Origin of the sequence: Acinetobacter sp. TR11 (assembly GCF_027105035.1) — a bacterium.
Classification (GTDB): Bacteria; Pseudomonadota; Gammaproteobacteria; order Pseudomonadales; family Moraxellaceae; genus Acinetobacter.
On record NZ_CP114256.1, the window covers coordinates 171,591 to 189,413 of the forward strand.

At 41.2% G+C, this 17,823-nt stretch carries 15 protein-coding genes and 1 riboswitch; of the genes, 13 read left to right on the forward strand and 2 right to left on the reverse strand.

Annotated features, from left to right (window positions below; genetic code table 11):
* The first annotated feature begins 6 nt into the window (after window positions 1-6).
* Window positions 7-909: a UDP-3-O-acyl-N-acetylglucosamine deacetylase gene (lpxC, locus tag O1450_RS00780; RefSeq protein WP_046739818.1), complete on the forward strand. Its 903-nt coding sequence runs from the start codon at window positions 7-9 to the stop codon at window positions 907-909.
* Between the two features lie 98 nt (window positions 910-1,007).
* Here lpxC and O1450_RS00785 read toward each other — a convergent pair whose 3' ends face one another.
* Window positions 1,008-1,448, reverse strand: a complete 441-nt coding sequence (locus tag O1450_RS00785; protein ID WP_004659883.1) for a hypothetical protein — start codon at window positions 1,446-1,448, stop codon at window positions 1,008-1,010.
* A gap of 106 nt (window positions 1,449-1,554) precedes the next feature.
* Here O1450_RS00785 and O1450_RS00790 point away from each other — a divergent pair, with 106 nt between their 5' ends.
* From O1450_RS00790 to recJ, 10 genes are all read left to right on the forward strand, one after another.
* Window positions 1,555-2,259 carry a M23 family metallopeptidase gene (locus tag O1450_RS00790; protein WP_005219268.1) on the forward strand — a complete coding sequence of 235 codons (705 nt, stop codon included), beginning with the start codon at window positions 1,555-1,557 and terminating at the stop codon, window positions 2,257-2,259.
* Window positions 2,260-2,464: 205 nt separating this feature from the next.
* Entirely contained in the window at window positions 2,465-5,188 is a 2,724-nt protein-coding gene (gene aceE / locus O1450_RS00795; protein WP_269229350.1) for a pyruvate dehydrogenase (acetyl-transferring), homodimeric type, read from the forward strand.
* Window positions 5,189-5,190: 2 nt separating this feature from the next.
* Window positions 5,191-7,140 carry a 2-oxo acid dehydrogenase subunit E2 gene (locus O1450_RS00800; protein ID WP_269229351.1) on the forward strand — a complete coding sequence of 650 codons (1,950 nt, stop codon included), beginning with the start codon at window positions 5,191-5,193 and terminating at the stop codon, window positions 7,138-7,140.
* Window positions 7,141-7,275: 135 nt separating this feature from the next.
* On the forward strand, window positions 7,276-7,563 hold the full coding sequence (locus tag O1450_RS00805) for a hypothetical protein (protein ID WP_269229352.1): 288 nt from the start codon (window positions 7,276-7,278) through the stop codon (window positions 7,561-7,563).
* Between the two features lie 34 nt (window positions 7,564-7,597).
* A riboswitch (yybP-ykoY riboswitch) is annotated at window positions 7,598-7,739 on the forward strand.
* A gap of 83 nt (window positions 7,740-7,822) precedes the next feature.
* Window positions 7,823-8,398 carry a TMEM165/GDT1 family protein gene (locus O1450_RS00810; protein ID WP_087537048.1) on the forward strand — a complete coding sequence of 192 codons (576 nt, stop codon included), beginning with the start codon at window positions 7,823-7,825 and terminating at the stop codon, window positions 8,396-8,398.
* Window positions 8,399-8,556: 158 nt separating this feature from the next.
* Window positions 8,557-9,354, forward strand: coding sequence for an MBL fold metallo-hydrolase (locus O1450_RS00815; protein WP_269229353.1), 798 nt, complete (start codon window positions 8,557-8,559; stop codon window positions 9,352-9,354).
* A 320-nt stretch (window positions 9,355-9,674) separates the two neighbouring features.
* The gene (guaB, locus tag O1450_RS00820) at window positions 9,675-11,141 is read left to right on the forward strand and encodes an IMP dehydrogenase (protein WP_269229354.1); all 1,467 of its coding nucleotides are present in this window, start codon (window positions 9,675-9,677) and stop codon (window positions 11,139-11,141) included.
* A 126-nt stretch (window positions 11,142-11,267) separates the two neighbouring features.
* Window positions 11,268-12,605, forward strand: a complete 1,338-nt coding sequence (gene glmM / locus O1450_RS00825) for a phosphoglucosamine mutase (RefSeq protein WP_269229355.1) — start codon at window positions 11,268-11,270, stop codon at window positions 12,603-12,605.
* A gap of 12 nt (window positions 12,606-12,617) precedes the next feature.
* Complete coding sequence (gene pdxH / locus O1450_RS00830) at window positions 12,618-13,274, forward strand: pyridoxamine 5'-phosphate oxidase (protein WP_269229356.1); 657 nt, start codon at window positions 12,618-12,620, stop codon at window positions 13,272-13,274.
* Window positions 13,275-14,975: a single-stranded-DNA-specific exonuclease RecJ gene (gene recJ, locus O1450_RS00835; protein ID WP_269229357.1), complete on the forward strand. Its 1,701-nt coding sequence runs from the start codon at window positions 13,275-13,277 to the stop codon at window positions 14,973-14,975.
* A 75-nt stretch (window positions 14,976-15,050) separates the two neighbouring features.
* Here the strand turns inward: recJ and O1450_RS00840 are convergent, their stop codons facing one another.
* The gene (locus tag O1450_RS00840; protein WP_005156830.1) at window positions 15,051-15,857 is read right to left on the reverse strand and encodes a putative porin; all 807 of its coding nucleotides are present in this window, start codon (window positions 15,855-15,857) and stop codon (window positions 15,051-15,053) included.
* A gap of 389 nt (window positions 15,858-16,246) precedes the next feature.
* Between O1450_RS00840 and prfB the strand changes: the two genes are divergently transcribed.
* Window positions 16,247-17,342 (forward strand): peptide chain release factor 2 gene (gene prfB / locus O1450_RS00845; RefSeq protein ID WP_269229358.1). Its coding sequence is split into 2 segments (ribosomal slippage): window positions 16,247-16,318 and window positions 16,320-17,342, totalling 1,095 coding nucleotides; the frame shifts between segments, so codons are not numbered across the junction.
* A gap of 162 nt (window positions 17,343-17,504) precedes the next feature.
* The gene (locus O1450_RS00850) at window positions 17,505-17,807 is read left to right on the forward strand and encodes an ArsR/SmtB family transcription factor (RefSeq protein ID WP_034601002.1); all 303 of its coding nucleotides are present in this window, start codon (window positions 17,505-17,507) and stop codon (window positions 17,805-17,807) included.
* Window positions 17,808-17,823: the final 16 nt, after the last annotated feature.

Sequence of the window (17,823 nt, forward strand, 5' to 3'; positions counted from 1 at the left end):
CATGGTATGGTGAAACAACGTACTCTCAAGCGTGTGGTGAAAGCGAGCGGTATTGGTCTGCATAGTGGTCAAAAGGTGCTGATTAATTTTGTTCCTCACCATATTGATGGAGGTATTATCTTTCGCCGTATTGACCTCAATCCTCCTGTAGAAATTCCTGCGAATGCTTTACTCATTCAAGAAGCATTTATGTGTTCCAATCTTGTGCGAGAAGATATAAAAGTCGGTACGATTGAGCATGTGATGAGTGCTATAGCAGGATTAGGCATTGATAATTTAATCATCGAAGTCTCTGCTTCAGAAGTCCCGATTATGGATGGCAGCGCAGGGCCATTTATTTATTTACTCATGCAAGGTGAGTTAGCGGAACAAGATGCACCAAAGAAATTTATTAGAATTCTAAAACCTGTTGAAGCACTCATTGAAGATAAGCGTGCTATTTTCACCCCGCATTCAGGTTTTCAACTCAACTTTACGATTGATTTTGATCATCCCGCATTTGCTAAAGAATACCAATCCGTGTCGATTGATTTTTCAACGGAAACTTTTGTATACGAAGTCAGTGAAGCGCGAACTTTTGGCTTTATGAAAGATCTTGATTATTTAAAGGCGAATAATCTGGCTTTAGGGGCGAGCTTAGAGAACGCGATTGGTGTTGATGATACAGGTGTGGTTAATGAAGAGGGATTACGCTTTGCTGATGAGTTCGTGCGTCATAAGATTTTAGATGCTGTTGGTGATTTATATTTATTAGGTCATCAGGTAATTGCTAAGTTTGATGGCTATAAATCAGGGCATGCACTCAATAATCAGCTGTTACGCAATGTTCAAAATGATCCGAGCAGTTATGAAATTGTAACATTTAATAACGATAATGATTGTCCGATTTCTTATGTGAGTGTGACATAAGTCATTGTCTTTTATTGGATATGTTATATTATAACAATAAAAGTTGAGATTTAGTTCACATAAAATAAGTGTATATTTCAATACCTAAGATAAGTGGTTTACTTTTTATTGCTTGCCAAACGTAGTAAAGCTTGGCTAAGCTTAGGGTCGCTCACATATTCAGCGGCGCTGCGTAACTGCTCTTGGGTTTCTGAAGAAAGTGTTTTAGATGGGGGAGAAGGTTCACGAGGAACATTCATTTTGTTTCTTAGACGAACTTGGATTTTTCGTAAGTCTTTGAGTCCTTCTAATTGAGCTAACTGCGCAACATAGTTGCTTTGTAAATAGCTGAGTTGACTAATCATCGCTTGATTTTCACCAGTTATGATCAAAACACCATGTTGATAACAAACAACCTGCCATTGCTCTGGTTGGGGCAGTATAGGTTGAATAATTTTCGTAAGTTGTTTCCATTGAGTCACTTGCGTAGTCAGAAACGTTAAGTTTCCAGTTTTTATGTGTTGTCCTTTCTGTTGAAAAACGTTGCTAGGTTCAGACATGTTAACTTCCTTCGAGGTTATCTGCTCATCTTAAGCGTTCATTTTAACTGTTATCAAGGAAGAGATGATAAAGGAACTATTTAAGGACGGTTTCAAGAGGTTTTTTATGCATACGCGTCGTATTTTACTTGCATTCTCACTCGCTGCTTCAGCCGCTTCGGTTGCTTTTGCAGATTATCAAAATATTGGTCAAGCAACAGATGGTGACCGCCTAGAGCAATTATCTAAAACCTTAGCACAAGGTTCTTATAGCCATCCTGATGATATTGATTTGCCTGCCGTATCGAATGTATCAGTTAAATTGCGCGAAAAAACCATTGAATTGAATAATGCTACGATCGAAAGAAAATATGGTCGTTCAGCGATTTCATCGACTGCCGAAGATAATGCACCATCTTTTTCAGCAAATACAGGTTATTCGTGGCTAGTTAATCATCCACTTCAAGAAGGGCGAGTAAGTTCAACATGGGGCAATCGCACCTTATTAGGAACGACACGTCATCATTCGGGTGTTGATTTAGCAGCACCATCAGGTACACCTATTTATTCAACGGGTTCTGGTGTTGTAACCAAATCAGGTTGGGGGTCAGGTTATGGTCAATATGTTGAAATCGATCATGGCAACGGTTATATCACTCGTTATGCACATGCTTCACGCTTAATGGTGAATGCGGGTGATCGCGTTAGTGCAGGCGAACATATTGCCAATGTAGGCTGTACTGGACGTTGTACAGGACCACATTTGCATTTTGAAGTTGTCAAAGATGGTCAACGTAAAAATCCAACAACTTATCTTGCCATGTTGCCTTAAGCTAATTTGTTAACAGTTGTATATTAATTTTTAAAAGAAAGCGCCTTAATTGGCGTTTTTTTATATTTTTTGTTTCATTTAAGTCAATGACTATTTAGCAAGAAAATATTAAGGGATTTTGTATTCATTTGGGGCGATACCTCCATAGCGCCAAAACATGATAAATATATAAGGTCAAAATAACTTAAGGGAAAAGGTGAATTGTATGGCGTTTTATGGCGACTCAGACGCGCAGGAAACCCAAGAATGGCAAGAAGCATTTGATTCAGTATTACAACATATGGGCACGGAACGCGCCGCATTCTTATTAGAAAAACTTTATCAACAGGCTATTGCAAAACATGTTCCGATCCAACGCTTAAATACACCTTATCTCAATACGATTTCTGTTGAAGAACAACCCGCGATGCCAGGCGACCAAGATATGGAACGCCGTATCCGCGCATTGATCCGCTGGAATGCTTTGGCAATGGTATTACGTGCGAATAAAACGGGCGATGACCTCGGTGGTCACCTTGCAAGTTTCGCATCGTCTGCAACCTTATATGATGTTGGTTTTAACCATTTCTTCCGCGCAAACAGTAATAACTTTGGCGGCGACATGATTTATTACCAAGGTCACTGTGCCCCTGGTATCTATGCACGTTCATTCTTGGAAGGACGTTTAACTGAAGATCAATTGAATAATTTCCGCCGTGAAGTCGGTGGTAATGGTCTTCCGAGTTATCCACATCCCTATTTAATGCCGGACTATTGGCAGTTCCCAACCGTGTCCATGGGTTTGGGTCCAATTATGTCGATTTACCAAGCACACATTCAAAAGTACTTGATGAATCGTGGTTTGATTAAAGAAGAAAATCGTAAAGTCTGGGCATATCTGGGCGATGGTGAGATGGATGAGCCAGAAAGTACTGGTGCAATTTCACTTGCTGGTCGTGAAAAACTTGATAACTTGATCTGGGTTGTTAACTGTAACTTACAGCGTCTCGATGGTCCTGTACGTGGTAACGGTAAAATTATTCAAGAATTAGAATCTTTATTCCGTGGTGCGGGCTGGCGCGTGATTAAAGTAGTGTGGGGCCGTCATTGGGATCCATTGCTTGCTCAAGATGCTTCAGGCGCTTTAAAAGCGGTGATGGAAGAAACAGTGGATGGTGAATATCAACGCTATCAAGTGAAAGGTGGTGCATATACCCGTGAAAAATTCTTTGGCAAGTATCCAGAAGCTGCGGAACTGGTAAAAGATTTAAGCGATGAAGACATCGATAATCTTAACCGTGGTGGTCATGATCCGTACAAAGTTTTTGCTGCCTATGCAGAAGCAATGAAAGCCAAAGGTCAACCAACTGTTATCCTTGCAAAAACGGTTAAAGGCTATGGTTTGTCTGAAGAAATTGAAGCGGTGAACAAAACGCATCAAATCAAAAAAATGCAGATCGACTCTTTGAAATATGTACGTGACCGTTTTAATTTGCCATTTACAGATGACAAGTTAGAAGAGCTTCCATTCTATCGCCCAAGTGAAAACTCTCCAGAAATGAAGTACATGAAGGCGCGTCGTGAAGCATTAGGTGGCTACCTACCTGCACGTCGTCGTGAGAGCGAAACTTTAGCGATTCCTGAATTATCAGTATTTGATGCTGTATTAAATGGTTCTGGCGGTAAAGAGCAATCGACCACCATGCTGATGGTTCGTTTAATTGCTGCGTTACTGAAAGAAAAAGCAATTAAAGATCGCGTCGTGCCAATCGTTCCAGATGAAGCACGTACTTTTGGTTTAGAAGGGATGTTCCGTCAGCTTGGTATTTATGCGGCTCACGGTCAAAAATATACCCCAGAAGACCAAGAACAGTTAATGCATTACCGTGAAGCAAGTGATGGTCACATGCTGCAAGAAGGAATTAACGAAGCGGGTGCGATGAGCGCATGGGCTGCGTTGGCAACCAGTTATTCAACCAATAACTTACCAATGATTCCAATGTACATGTACTACTCAATGTTTGGTTTCCAACGTATTGGTGACATTGCATGGGCTGCGGGTGATGCACAAGCACAAGGTTTCTTGCTTGGTGCGACTGCTGGTCGTACCACATTGAACGGTGAAGGTTTACAGCATCAAGATGGTCATTCACATATCTTGGCGAACACGATTCCAAACTGTGTATCTTATGATCCATGTTTTGGCTATGAGTTAGCTGTAATCGTTCATGACGGTTTACAACGTATGTATGTGAACCAAGAGCGTGTGTTCTACTACCTCACTGTAATGAACGAAAACTACGAGCATCCTGCAATGCCAGAAGGCGCTGAGGAAGGCATTAAACGTGGTATGTACTTGTTCGAAAAAGATGAAAAAGCAACTGTTCAATTAATGGGTTCAGGTGTCATTCTTCGTGAGGTGATCAAAGCTGCGAAAATCTTACGTGATGAATATCAAATCCACTCAAATGTTTGGAGTGTAACGAGCTTCAATGAGTTGTCACGTGATGGGATGGCATGTGAAGAATATAACCGCCTACACCCGCTTGCGCTTGCTGAAGAAGTGAAAGAATCTTGGGTATCTAAACAGTTACGTGGTACTGAAGGTATTGTTGTTTCTGCCACAGACCATATGCGTGCGTACAGTGAACAAATCCGTGCATATCTTCCGGATGGTCGTCCATTTGTTGCATTAGGTACAGATGGTTACGGGCGTTCAGATACACGCGCGAACTTACGTAGTTTCTTTGGTGTTGATGCTGCACATATCGTGGTTGCGACTTTGAAAAAACTAGCGGACGAAGGCGAAGTAGATGCACGGTTAGTGAAAGATGCAATTTCTAACTTTGAGTTAGATACGGATCGTCCAGTTGCATGGGTGCCACAAGCGCATCCAGAAGTTCAGGCAGTTGCTGAATACAATGAAACACAAACAGGTGAGGGGAAATAATTATGCAAATCCAAGCACCTGATATTGGCGTAGATAAAGCACTGGTTGCAGAAATTTTGGTGAAAGTCGGCGACCATGTTGCTGTTGACGATAGCATTTTGGTTTTAGAGTCCGATAAAGCAACCGTTGAAGTGCCGAGCACTTCAGCAGGTATTGTGAAAAGTATTTTAGTTCAACAAGGTGATGAAGTGTCCGAAGGGGTTGCTTTGGTTGAACTAGAGCCTGAGTCTGCTACTGAAGCACCTGCGAAAGAAGCACCGAAGTCAGAAGCGCCAAAAGTAGAAACACAAGCTGAGAAAGCTGAAACTCAACCAGCACCGGTTGCAAAACCAGCTGCTACTACTTCGCAAGTTGTGGATGTCAAAGTACCAGATATTGGTGTTGAAAAAGCATTGGTTGCTGAAGTCCTTGTGAAAGTTGGGGATGAAATTGATGCAGAACAAAGTATTGTTGTGGTTGAATCGGACAAAGCGACTGTAGAAGTACCAAGCTCGGTTGCGGGGATTGTTGAATCAATCCAAATCAAAGAAGGTGATAGTGTTAAAGAAGGGGTGGTATTGATTCAGGTCAAGACTGCGAGCGCTGCAACGTCATCTGAACCGCAAGCAGCTCCAGCTCAACCAGAAGCGCCAGTCGCAACTACAGAAGTATCAGCCGCAAGCAATACATCAACAGGTAATGTTGAAATTGAAGTACCTGATCTAGGTGTAGAAAAAGCATTGGTTTCAGAAATTCTGGTCAATGTTGGTGATCGCGTTGAAGCTCAACAAAGCTTATGCGTGGTTGAGTCAGATAAGGCTTCGGTTGAAGTGCCAAGTTCAGTAGCAGGGATTGTGAAAGCGATCCATGTCTCTGCCAATCAAGAAGTGCGTCAAGGCGTGGCTTTGGCTACGATTGAGGTCAGTGGTCAGGCCGGTGCACCAGCATCTGCACCAAAAGCTCAACCAGCTGCTACTCAACCTGCACCAGCAAAACCACAGGCAGTAGCACCAAGTGAACCTGCACAAGCTGAGAAGTTGACTAAACAGCAAGAAGCTGACAATGCGAAAGTCTATGCGGGTCCAGCCGTGCGTAAACTGGCACGTGAGTTAGGTGTGGTTCTTGGACAGGTGAAAGCATCAGGTGAACATGGTCGTGTGATGAAAGACGATGTCTTTGCCTATGTGAAAACACGTCTGACCGCACCACAACCCACCGCTGTACCACAAGCGGCAGCAGTGGCTTCAGGCTTACCGAAGTTACCAGACTTTAGTGCATTTGGTGGCGGTGAAGTGAAAACAATGACGCGTTTACAGCAAGTGTCTGTACCGCAATTGTCATTGAACAATTTCATTCCGCAAGTGACGCAGTTTGACTTGGCGGATATTACCGAGCTTGAAGCATGGCGCGGTGAACTGAAAGATGGCTTTAAAAAGCAAGGTTTGAGCTTAACCATCTTGGCCTTTATTGCTAAGGCGGTTGCGCACTTGTTAAAAGAAGAGCCGTATTTTGCTGGGCATTTGGCGGATGATCAAAAATCGGTATTGTTACGTAACGAAATCCATATGGGAATCGCGGTGGCAACACCAGATGGTTTAACCGTTCCTGTATTGCGTAATCCTGATCAAAAGTCGATTAAGCAAATTGCAGCTGAATTGGCTGAGCTCAGCCAAAAAGCCCGTGATCGTAAATTGTCGCCGAAAGATTTACAAGGCGCTAACTTCACCATTACCAGCTTAGGTAGTATTGGTGGAACTGCATTTACGCCATTGGTGAATTGGCCGCAAGTCGCGATTTTGGGTATTTCACCAGCAACCATGCAACCTGTATGGAATGGTAAAGACTTTGAACCGCGCTTAATGTTGCCATTGTCATTGTCTTATGATCACCGTGTGATTAATGGTGCTGATGCTGCACGTTTTACCAATAAGTTGACCAAGCTTTTAAAAGATATTCGTAGCTTATTGCTTTAGTGCTTTTAAACGATGGAAACCTCGCATATGCGAGGTTTTCTATTTATAGCATTAAAAAATCGACTTTATTTACGCAAGCTTTTGTCTAAAATTAATATAGTTGAAAGAAGTATTTATTTGGAATAAGGAGCAAGGATGTTAATCATTTATCGAGTTGTATTACCGATATTACTTATTATTTTTGTATTAATGGGTTTGTGGGTCAATTTTCTACATTTTGCATCAGATTGGGTGATGTACATCGTCATGGGTTTGGAAGTGTTAGCTGCAACAATTGTGGTTAGCATGGAATATCAAGCCCAAAATGTTGGTGGTGCAAGTGGTTGGGGGATTTTTGGTTTTTTTGGTTTGAGTGTGAATTTAGCTTTGTTATTGGGGGTTGCTCGTTTACTGATTTGGGGTTACCAAAAATTTTGGGCATAGTGATTTAAAAAAATTAAAGAGTTTGATAAACTAATAACACTTCATTGGGGAGTAGCCGCTCTTTACGCAAAGTAAAGAGGTGATGGTCAACATAATTGTTCAACAGAACATGGTCATCATAGCAAAGAACCAAAAACAGCTGTTTAGCTGCGCTTTTGTTGGCAAGACCTTTGATTTACCACTCTGCATCAATCTATTTGATTTTGGCTAGCAGGAGGGGTAGATCATCGGTATATTTTGCTAGCCAGAGCATTCAACTATGTATGAATTCCTCATCTCCACATCAATTGTTGCCCTTGCTGAAATGGGCGATAAAACGCAATTGTTGGCATTATTACTCGCCGCACGTTTCCGTAAACCTGTTCCGATTTTAATTGCAATTTTACTGGCTACTACGATTAATCATGGTATCTCTGCAGTATTAGGTCAGTGGATTACGACCGTCCTGAGTCCTGAAATTCTATTATGGATTTTGGCACTTGGTTTTATCGGTATGGCGATTTGGATGCTCATTCCTGATGAATTAGGGGATGAAACTGAAAGTATTAATAAATGGCAAAAGTTTGGCGTGTTTGGTGCAACTTTTATTCTATTTTTCTTGGCTGAAATTGGTGATAAAACCCAAATTGCTACAGTTGCTTTAGCTGCACGTTTTGACAGTATTTTTTGGGTCATGTGTGGTACAACGCTTGGTATGATGTTAGCGAATGCACCAGCAGTATTTATCGGCGATAAGTTAGCTGATAAGTTACCAATTTCACTTATTCATAAAATTGGTGCTGCCATTTTCTTAGTCGTTGGTATTTCAACCTTGGTACAGCATTATTTCTTCTAATTAAATTTAAATCGCAAAAAAGATCCATCATTTATGCATGGATCTTTTTTTATAAATTATGATAAAAGTACAATATTTGATTGAAACAATAATAAAATCCCATTATTTTATTAAGGAATTAAAATATTTCATATTTAAAGAATTTTTATGGGGTTGATATGAGTTTTGAGCGGACTACATCGCAAATACTATTTGATAATGGTACGCATAAATGCATTAGTTTTACCAGTTTAGTCAAAGGTGAAGGCATTCAAGCCAATCAATTTTTAATTATTGATCACGATCGTGCAGCGGTTCTAGATCCAGGTGGTGATCTGACGTATGTTCCTTTAACAATGGAGCTGAATCGATATACCAAATTGAAAAATTTGGATTATGTGATGGCATCCCATCAAGACCCCGATATTATTACTTCGATGCCGCGTTGGTTAGTTTATACCGATGCGAAAGTAGTGGCGTCTAAATTATGGGCACGCTTTTTACCGCATTTAAACTCAGCATTTATGAGTGATCGAATGAAAGGGAATTGGGAAGACCGCTTAATTGAGCTTGCCGATACGGGACAAGTGATTCCTTTAGGTGAATCAGCAATCGTAGCGATTCCTGCTCACTTTTTGCATTCGGTGGGTAATTTCCAGTTCTACGATCCAACGGCCAAGATTCTATTTTCAGGCGATATGGGCGCATCTATAGTGGATGATGCAAGTCAGCCTATTACCGATTTTGAAGCGCATATTAAAAAGATGAAAGGCTTTCATCAACGTTATATGTGTTCCAACAAAGTCATTCGTTTGTGGGTCAATATGGTTCGTCAAATGGATATTGATATGATCGTGCCTCAGCACGGTACAGCATTTGTCGGTAAAGAGATGATCAAGCAATTTTTGGATTGGATTGAGCAACTAGAGTGCGGCGTAGATTTAATGAATGAATATGTTTTTAGTTGCCCTGCTTAAATTGAAGTTATAGGCAATCAACTTGGGTAAACCCTGATGAGTGAATCAGTGAAGGGACTTCACTTTGGAAAAGTGATGATATTGAGCGATATCAGCACAGCAAACCGAGTATATAAATCATCTGATAGCTTGTCATGGGATCTAATCAAAAGCAGTCATTATTTTGGTCGAGTTCGTTAGAGTAATTTTACCGACGTACATAGAACCTATGTTGTGTAAAACATACTCTAGCGACTTATAAAATTATTTTCATCATAGAAAATGAAAATCACATCGAAATTTGTTTATAATAGCTCACGGAAATTACCAGTGAGATTGTTATGCTGACCATCGTTCAAGAAGCGTTAACCTTCGATGATGTCTTATTACTTCCTGCCTACTCAACTGTTCTCCCAAAAGATGTCTCCTTAAAGACACGTTTAACTCGCGGAATTCAACTTAATATCCCTCTCGTTTCTGCTGCAATGGATACGGTGACTGAGTCTCGTATGGCGATTGCAATGGCGCAAAATGGTGGTATTGGTATTTTGCATAAAAACATGGATATCGCTGCACAAGCCGCGGAAGTACGCCGTGTAAAAAAATTCGAAGCTGGGATGGTGAAAGACCCAATCACAGTAACGCCTGAAACGACAGTACGTGAACTTATTGCAATTACCCAAGCTAATAATATTAGCGGTGTACCTGTTGTAAAAGATGGCAAAGTTGTGGGTATTGTCACAGGTCGTGATACTCGTTTTGAAACCAATCTTGAACAACCAGTAAGCAACATTATGACGGGTCAAGACCGTTTAGTGACTGTTCGTGAAGGTGAGTCGAAAGAAAATATTCAAGCATTGCTACAAAAGCATCGTATTGAAAAAGTTCTAGTTGTTGGTGAACACAATGAACTCAAAGGTTTAATTACAGTCACTGACTTCCGTAAAGCGGAAAGTTATCCAAGCAGCTGTAAAGATGACCTTGGTCGTTTACGTGTTGGTTCCGCAGTTGGTACAGGTGTAGAAACACCAAGCCGTGTGGAAGCATTGGTCGATGCGGGTGTAGATGTGATTGTCGTAGATACGGCACACGGTCACTCAGCGGGTGTGATTGAACGTGTACGTTGGGTAAAAACAAATTATCCTCAAGTTCAAGTGATTGGTGGAAACATTGCAACAGGTGATGCAGCTTTAGCATTGTTAGATGCAGGTGCAGATGCCGTTAAAGTGGGTATTGGACCTGGTTCGATCTGTACGACACGTATTGTGGCAGGTATCGGTATGCCGCAAATTTCGGCAATTGATAGCGTTGCCAATGCACTAAAAGATCAAATTCCATTGATCGCAGATGGTGGTATTCGTTTCTCTGGCGATATGGCGAAAGCGATTGGCGCAGGTGCGAGCACGATCATGGTCGGTTCACTCCTTGCTGGTACTGAAGAAGCGCCAGGTGAAGTTGAATTTTTCCAAGGTCGTTACTATAAAGCGTATCGTGGTATGGGTTCATTGGGCGCGATGGCAGGGGCAACAGGTTCTGCTGACCGTTATTTCCAAGACTCTAAAGCAGGTGCTGAAAAGTTGGTTCCAGAAGGTATCGAAGGTCGTGTTCCATACAAAGGTCCAATGGGCAATATCATCCATCAAATGATGGGTGGTTTGCGTTCTTCTATGGGCTATACAGGTTCATCTGTGATTGAAGATCTTCGTCAAAATGCGAAATTTGTGAAAATTACTTCAGCAGGCATGTCTGAATCACATGTTCATGATGTCACGATCACTAAAGAAGCACCAAACTATCGTGTAGGTTGATCTTTAGTAATTTTGGCAATAAAAAAACCGTCAGTCCACTGACGGTTTTTTTGTTTTGGTGTAAAGTAAAACAGATGAAAAATGGTATGACGATACGTCATATAAAGATAAGAAAGCGAGTAAAGAATGAGCTATTTTGGAACTGATGGAATTCGTGGCAAATTTGGACAAATGCCGATTACCCCTGAATTTGCATTAAAATTAGGATTTGCAGCAGGAAAAGTATTAAAAAGAAATAGTCCCAAAAACAAACCAATTGTGGTTATGGGTAAAGATACGCGTTTATCAGGTTATATTCTAGAAGCAGCTCTTCAAGCAGGTTTAAATGCAGCAGGTGTGTATGTACATTTGTTGGGACCATTACCAACGCCTGCTATAGCGCATTTAACACGTGCTTTACATGCACATGCAGGTATTGTGATTTCAGCATCACATAACCCTTACTTTGATAATGGGATTAAATTTTTCTCAGGTGAAGGTAAAAAACTCCCAGATGCCTTACAAAATGAGATCAATCAAGAATTAGAAAAAGATTTAGTGATTGATGATACGGCTAACCTAGGTAAAAGTGTTCGTGTCAAAGATGCCAATGGCCGATACATCGAATTCTGTAAATCAACATTTCCATACCACTTCGATCTTAGTAATCTCAAAATTGTAGTGGATTGTGCTAACGGCGCAGCATATAGCGTTGGTCCTTCAGTTTTTAGAGAGCTAGGTGCAAAAGTAATCCCGCTTTTTAATGAACCAGATGGTTTAAATATCAATGAAAATTGTGGATCAACCCATCCTGAATTTCTACAAAAGGCTGTGGTTGATCACCAAGCCGATTTAGGTATTGCGTTTGATGGTGATGCAGATCGTGTCGTTATGGTGGATAAAAATGGTCAATTGGTTGATGGTGACCATATCCTGTATATCCTTGCTACTCAGGTTAAAAATAAACCAGCGGGTATTGTTGGAACAGTCATGAGTAATATGGCGCTTGAGTTGGCATTAGCAAAAGCGAACGTTGGTTTTGTTCGTGCTAAAGTTGGCGATCGCTATGTATTACAATCACTTGAAGAAAATAATTGGTCAATTGGTGGTGAGCCTTCAGGTCATATTTTGACTTTGGATAAGAGTACAACAGGTGATGCGATTATTGCGGCATTACAAGTGCTCACGGTGATGGTTGAGCAAGCCAAAGCATTACATGAATTAGTTGCAGACTTTGAATTATTTCCACAGGTGTTAATCAATGTTCGTTTACAGCATATGATTGATCCATATGCTGTTCCTGCTCTTGTTGCTGAATTTGAAAAAGCTGAACAAGAATTGACTGGGCGTGGACGTATTTTGATTCGTAAATCAGGTACTGAACCTGTGATTCGAGTTATGGTAGAAGGAGATCAACAGCAGGAAGTGGATGCCATCGCAAATCATTTAGCCGATGCAGTCAGAGCTCACGCTCAAGCTGCTTAAAGGAGAGTAATAATGAATGATGTCATTAAAGACCTGAGTGAACTTCGTTTAAGTTATGAACAAGGTGAGTTACACGAATCCCAGATGAGTGTAAATCCCCATGAGCAATTCTTGAATTGGTTCAATCATGCACTCACTGCTCAATTACATGAACCGTATGCGATGTCTTTGGCGACAGCAAATACTCAAGGTCGCCCACACGTCCGAACCGTTTTGTTACGTGGTGCGACAGAAGCTGGTTATGATTTTTACACCAATTATGATAGTCAAAAAGGATTAGACCTTGCGGAAAATCCTTATGCTGAACTTTTATTTTACTGGCCGAGTATAGAGCGTCAGGTGCGTATTGGCGGTAAGGTTGTGAAGATTTCTGAACAAGAGTCGACCGATTATTATCACAAGCGCCCACGTGACAGTCAGATCGCAGCGCATATTAGTACGCCGCAAAGTGGCACGATTGAAAGCCGTGAGTTATTACAACAGCGCTTTCAAGATTTACAAGACCAAGTAGGTGAGCAAGCGCAACTTGCGAAACCAGAATTTTGGGGCGGCTATCGCCTAGAAGCGGATTATTACGAGTTCTGGCAAGGGCGACCAAATCGTTTACATGATCGTTTAAGCTATGAAAAACACAATGGACTTTGGATTCTCCAACGCTTGATGCCATAAATGACACAGATTCAAATTCAACAAAGACCATTTTTGACACGCCCTGAACAATTTCAGGGCGTGCCGTCTTTTATGGCAGAAATATTGGCAAGACGTGGTGTTCAGTCTGAGCAAGAACTTGAGCTGAAACTCAAACATATCATGCCACCGCATTTAAAAGGACTGGATGCGGCTGTTGAATTGATTGATCAGGCGATAGATCGACAGCAACAAATCGTTATCATTGGCGACTATGATGCGGATGGTGCGACCAGTACAGCACTCATGATCTTAGTTCTTAAAGAAATGGGGGCGAAAGTTGAATATTTAGTGCCTGATCGCTTTAAGTACGGTTATGGCTTAACCCCTAAAATTGCTGAGCTTGCAAAGCAAAGCTATCAACCTGATGTATTGATTACCGTTGATAATGGTATTTCTAGTCATGCAGGTGTAGAAACTGCACAGGCATTGGGAATGCAAGTGATCATTACGGATCATCACTTAACCACGAAACCCACACCTAATGCTGAAGCGGTGGTGAATCCGAATCAACTCGGTTGTGATTTTCCAAGTAAAGCTCTTGCAGGCGTTGGTGTCGCTTTCTATGTTTTGGCGAAATTGGCAAGTTACCGTACCCAACAAGGCAAAAGCAGCACTAAAGTGACCCAATATTTAGATCTGGTTGCTTTGGGAACCTATGCTGATGTTGCAAGTTTGGACTATAACAATCGTATTTTGATTGATGCGGGGCTCAAGCGAATCCAACAATATCAATGTCGTGCAGGAATCCTCGCATTATTGGATATTGCGAAACGTGATGCTGCGACTTTACGTGCTCAGGATCTAGGCTTTGTTGTTGGACCACGTATCAATGCGGCTGGTCGAATGGAAAGTATGCGGATTGGGATTGAGTGCTTACTCGCAGCGAATATGGCAGAGGCTTATCCAATTGCACAACAGCTCAATCAGTTGAATATTGAACGTCGTCAAGTTGAGACGGAAATGAAGCAGCAAGCCCTCAATGCCTTGCAGCATATTCAATTGGAAACAGAACATCTGCCCGTAGCCTTGGTCATGTTTGATGAACAATGGCATCAGGGGGTGATTGGGATTGTGGCGGGACGTTTAAAAGAACAGTTCCATCGTCCCAGTCTGGTATTTGCCCCTGATGAGGATGGCATTCATATCAAGGGTTCGGCGCGTTCCATTGAGGGTATTCATATTCGCGACACCATTGAACAGGTGGCGGAGCAGTATCCCCATTTGGTCAGCCATTTTGGTGGACATGCCGCTGCCGCTGGCCTTACCCTGAATAAAGCCCATTTTGAGGAATTTAGGCAGATCTTCACCCAATATATTGCTGAAATGGATCAGGAGTTGTTTCAGGCAACCTTGTGGACGGATGGGATATTACCTGATACGGCAGTGAGCCTTAGCACACTGGACCAGATCGAACAACTTGGTCCGTGGGGACAGAAGTTTCCGTTGCCACAGTTTGAGGGAAACTTTAAGGTCATCGACTATCGCTGGTTGAAAGACCAGCATTTAAAGCTAAAACTGGCGCTCGGACAGCAGGTTGTGGATGCCATTGCTTTCAATGCGGCAGACCGTTTTGAGTTCAATCCGATGCTGGGCTATGTCGACCTGGTGTATACGCTGGAACGCAATGTTTTTAATGGTATCACCAGCCTGCAACTTCAGGTTGTATATTTAAGCCAATAAAAAATCCACCCATAAAGGGTGGATTCCTTAGCGTCTGTGAAAGATCAGCAGACCCTATATTCTCTCTGGAGAGAATTAGAAGCGGAATGTACCATTCAGACCGAAAGAATCAGCACCGTCCGTTGTTGTGTAGCTTACGCCAGCAGCAATTTGAGGTGTAAAGAATTTTTTGGCATGAAGACTAAAGATAGTATCTGAGTCTTCAACAGTTGAATCAGCAAATGATACACCTACACCCAAAGTCGGATCGATATAAAGATCAGCACCTAATTTGTATGCAGTTTCATCACCGATTGCTGTTTGAGCTTCAAAGTTAGTATTGAAACCACCAATTTGGGTAACATATTTAGCACGCAAGGTCGCGGCAGTATCTTCACCAACGGTTGTTATATAACCTGCCGAGGTCGCAAAACCATGATTTGCAACAAAGGTAGGATCAAGACTTTCTTTGGATGCGCCAACTGCAAATAGAAGACCATCAATAGGTAAGAAACCTACTTCTACTGCATAGCCAGTATTCTTATCACCCGCGAATTTGACCTGATTTAATGCACCAGATACATAGAATTGAGTATCTGGAATGAAAAATTCACCTGATACACCGTAAACATCAATATCTTCAGGACCATCACCACTCGCATTTGCGTAACCTGCACCGATATTAGAAGCTTTGTTTGAGAATGCAGCTTCAGCTAAGGGCGCATTTTTAGTATTTACTGGATTTAAATAGTATTTACCTGAGACAGTGACTGTATCAAGATCAGCATCTAAACCATCAAAATCAGTATTTTCATAGCTCGCATTAGCTTCAAATTGGTAAGCTTGAGCATTCATGGCAAAAACAGAAGCAAGAAGTGCGGTAGCAAAACTTAATTTTTTCATGGCAAAAACTCCGTAAAGGATTTAAAATATTTTGTTACATAATTTCAGTCTAATGAAAAATAAAACAATGTCAATGGCTAGAACAAAATTAAACCATAAATAAATTATGTTTTTATAAAAATTATATTTATATATTTAATTTTTATAAATAATTTTTAAATGTTTTGATTTATTAAAACTTAGGATATATTGTGTATATTGGTATTTTTCGTGTAATTTTTACTCATTCCTATGAAAAAAACAGATAAATCTCAATTTTAGAACATAAGAAAAACTGTGTTAAAAAGTTATCATTATCAGAGAAACTTGTCGAAATCAGGTAGCTGTGTCGTATAGGGCAGTTATGTTAAAATAGTGAATTGTGTGAAAAATATTGAGAGAAAAGACGCGTGGAAATTAATCCGTATTTAAACCAATTGAAAGACTTAACTGATCGTAGCCAAACACTACGGGGGTATCTTTGACTACGATCTAAAGGCTGAGCGTTTAGAAGAAGTTTTAAGAGAACTAGAAGACCCAACGATTTGGAATGATCAGAGTCGTGCGCAAGCGATTGCGAAAGAAAAGGGCAGTTTAGAAAATACCATTGGCGTATTTGACCGTCTTGCTGAACAGTTAGATGATGCCAAAGCCATGCTTGATCTAGCGGTTGAAGCCGATGATGAAAGTTTGCTTGAAGATGTACAAGCGGAGTTAGATAGTGCTGAAAAGGCATTAGGCGATCTTGAATTCCGCCGTATGTTTAGCAACCCAATGGATCCAAATCCATGCTTCCTTGAAATCCAATCGGGTTCAGGTGGGACAGAAGCACAAGATTGGGCATCGATGTTATTGCGCATGTATTTACGCTGGATCGAGCGCCATGGTTTTAAAGGTGAGTTAATGGAAGTATCAGACGGTGATGTTGCGGGTATTAAATCTGCAACCATCCGTGTTGATGGTGAGTTTGCTTATGGCTGGTTACGTACCGAAAGTGGTGTGCATCGTTTAGTCCGTAAGTCACCATTTGACAGTAATAACAACCGTCATACTTCATTTTCTGCGGTGTTTATCTCACCTGAGATTGATGACAATATCGAAATTGATATTAATCCGTCGGATGTACGTACTGATACTTATCGTGCCTCGGGTGCGGGTGGTCAGCACATTAACAAAACTGATTCTGCAGTTCGTCTCACTCACGCACCAACGGGTATCGTGGTGGCATGTCAGAACCAACGTTCACAGCATGCGAACCGTGATCATGCGTGGAAGCAATTACGTGCCAAACTCTATGAGTTAGAGATGAGCAAACGTAATGAAGCAGCTCAAGCATTGGAAGACTCGAAGTCAGATATTGGTTGGGGAAGTCAGATTCGTTCTTATGTCTTAGATGATTCGCGTATTAAAGATTTGCGTACTGGTATTGAAAACTCAAATACTAAAGCAGTCTTAGATGGTGATTTAGATCGGTTTATTGAAGCAAGTTTGAAACAAGGTCTATAAGTTTCAATTAACTTAAAACGGCAATCTCGTTCAGCATTTGATAGTTAATCGAAAAAATATGATATTAATATCGTAAAATATAGATATTAATATTTATAAAAATCGATATACTGGTTTCAGATGCTGAACAAAGCTTTGCCTGTTGAGAAACGTGGTGAGTCTATGGATATTGATGTTATAAGCAAGGCCTTAGCCAATCCATTACGTCGACAGATTTTGCAATGGCTGAAAGAGCCTGAGCAATTTTTACCGGTGCAGGAATGTGGTGGCAGTTTTGAACGAGGCGTATGTGCAGGTCATATTGAACGTCTAGGCAAAGTTGCACAATCAACCATGTCAAACCATTTGTCTGTGTTACAGCAGGCAGGTTTGATTCAAGTTGAGAAATACGGGCAGTGGTCCTATTTCACCAGAAACGAAGCTTTGATTCAGCAATACATCGAACATTTAAAACAAACACTTTAAATTGATAAGTGTAAGT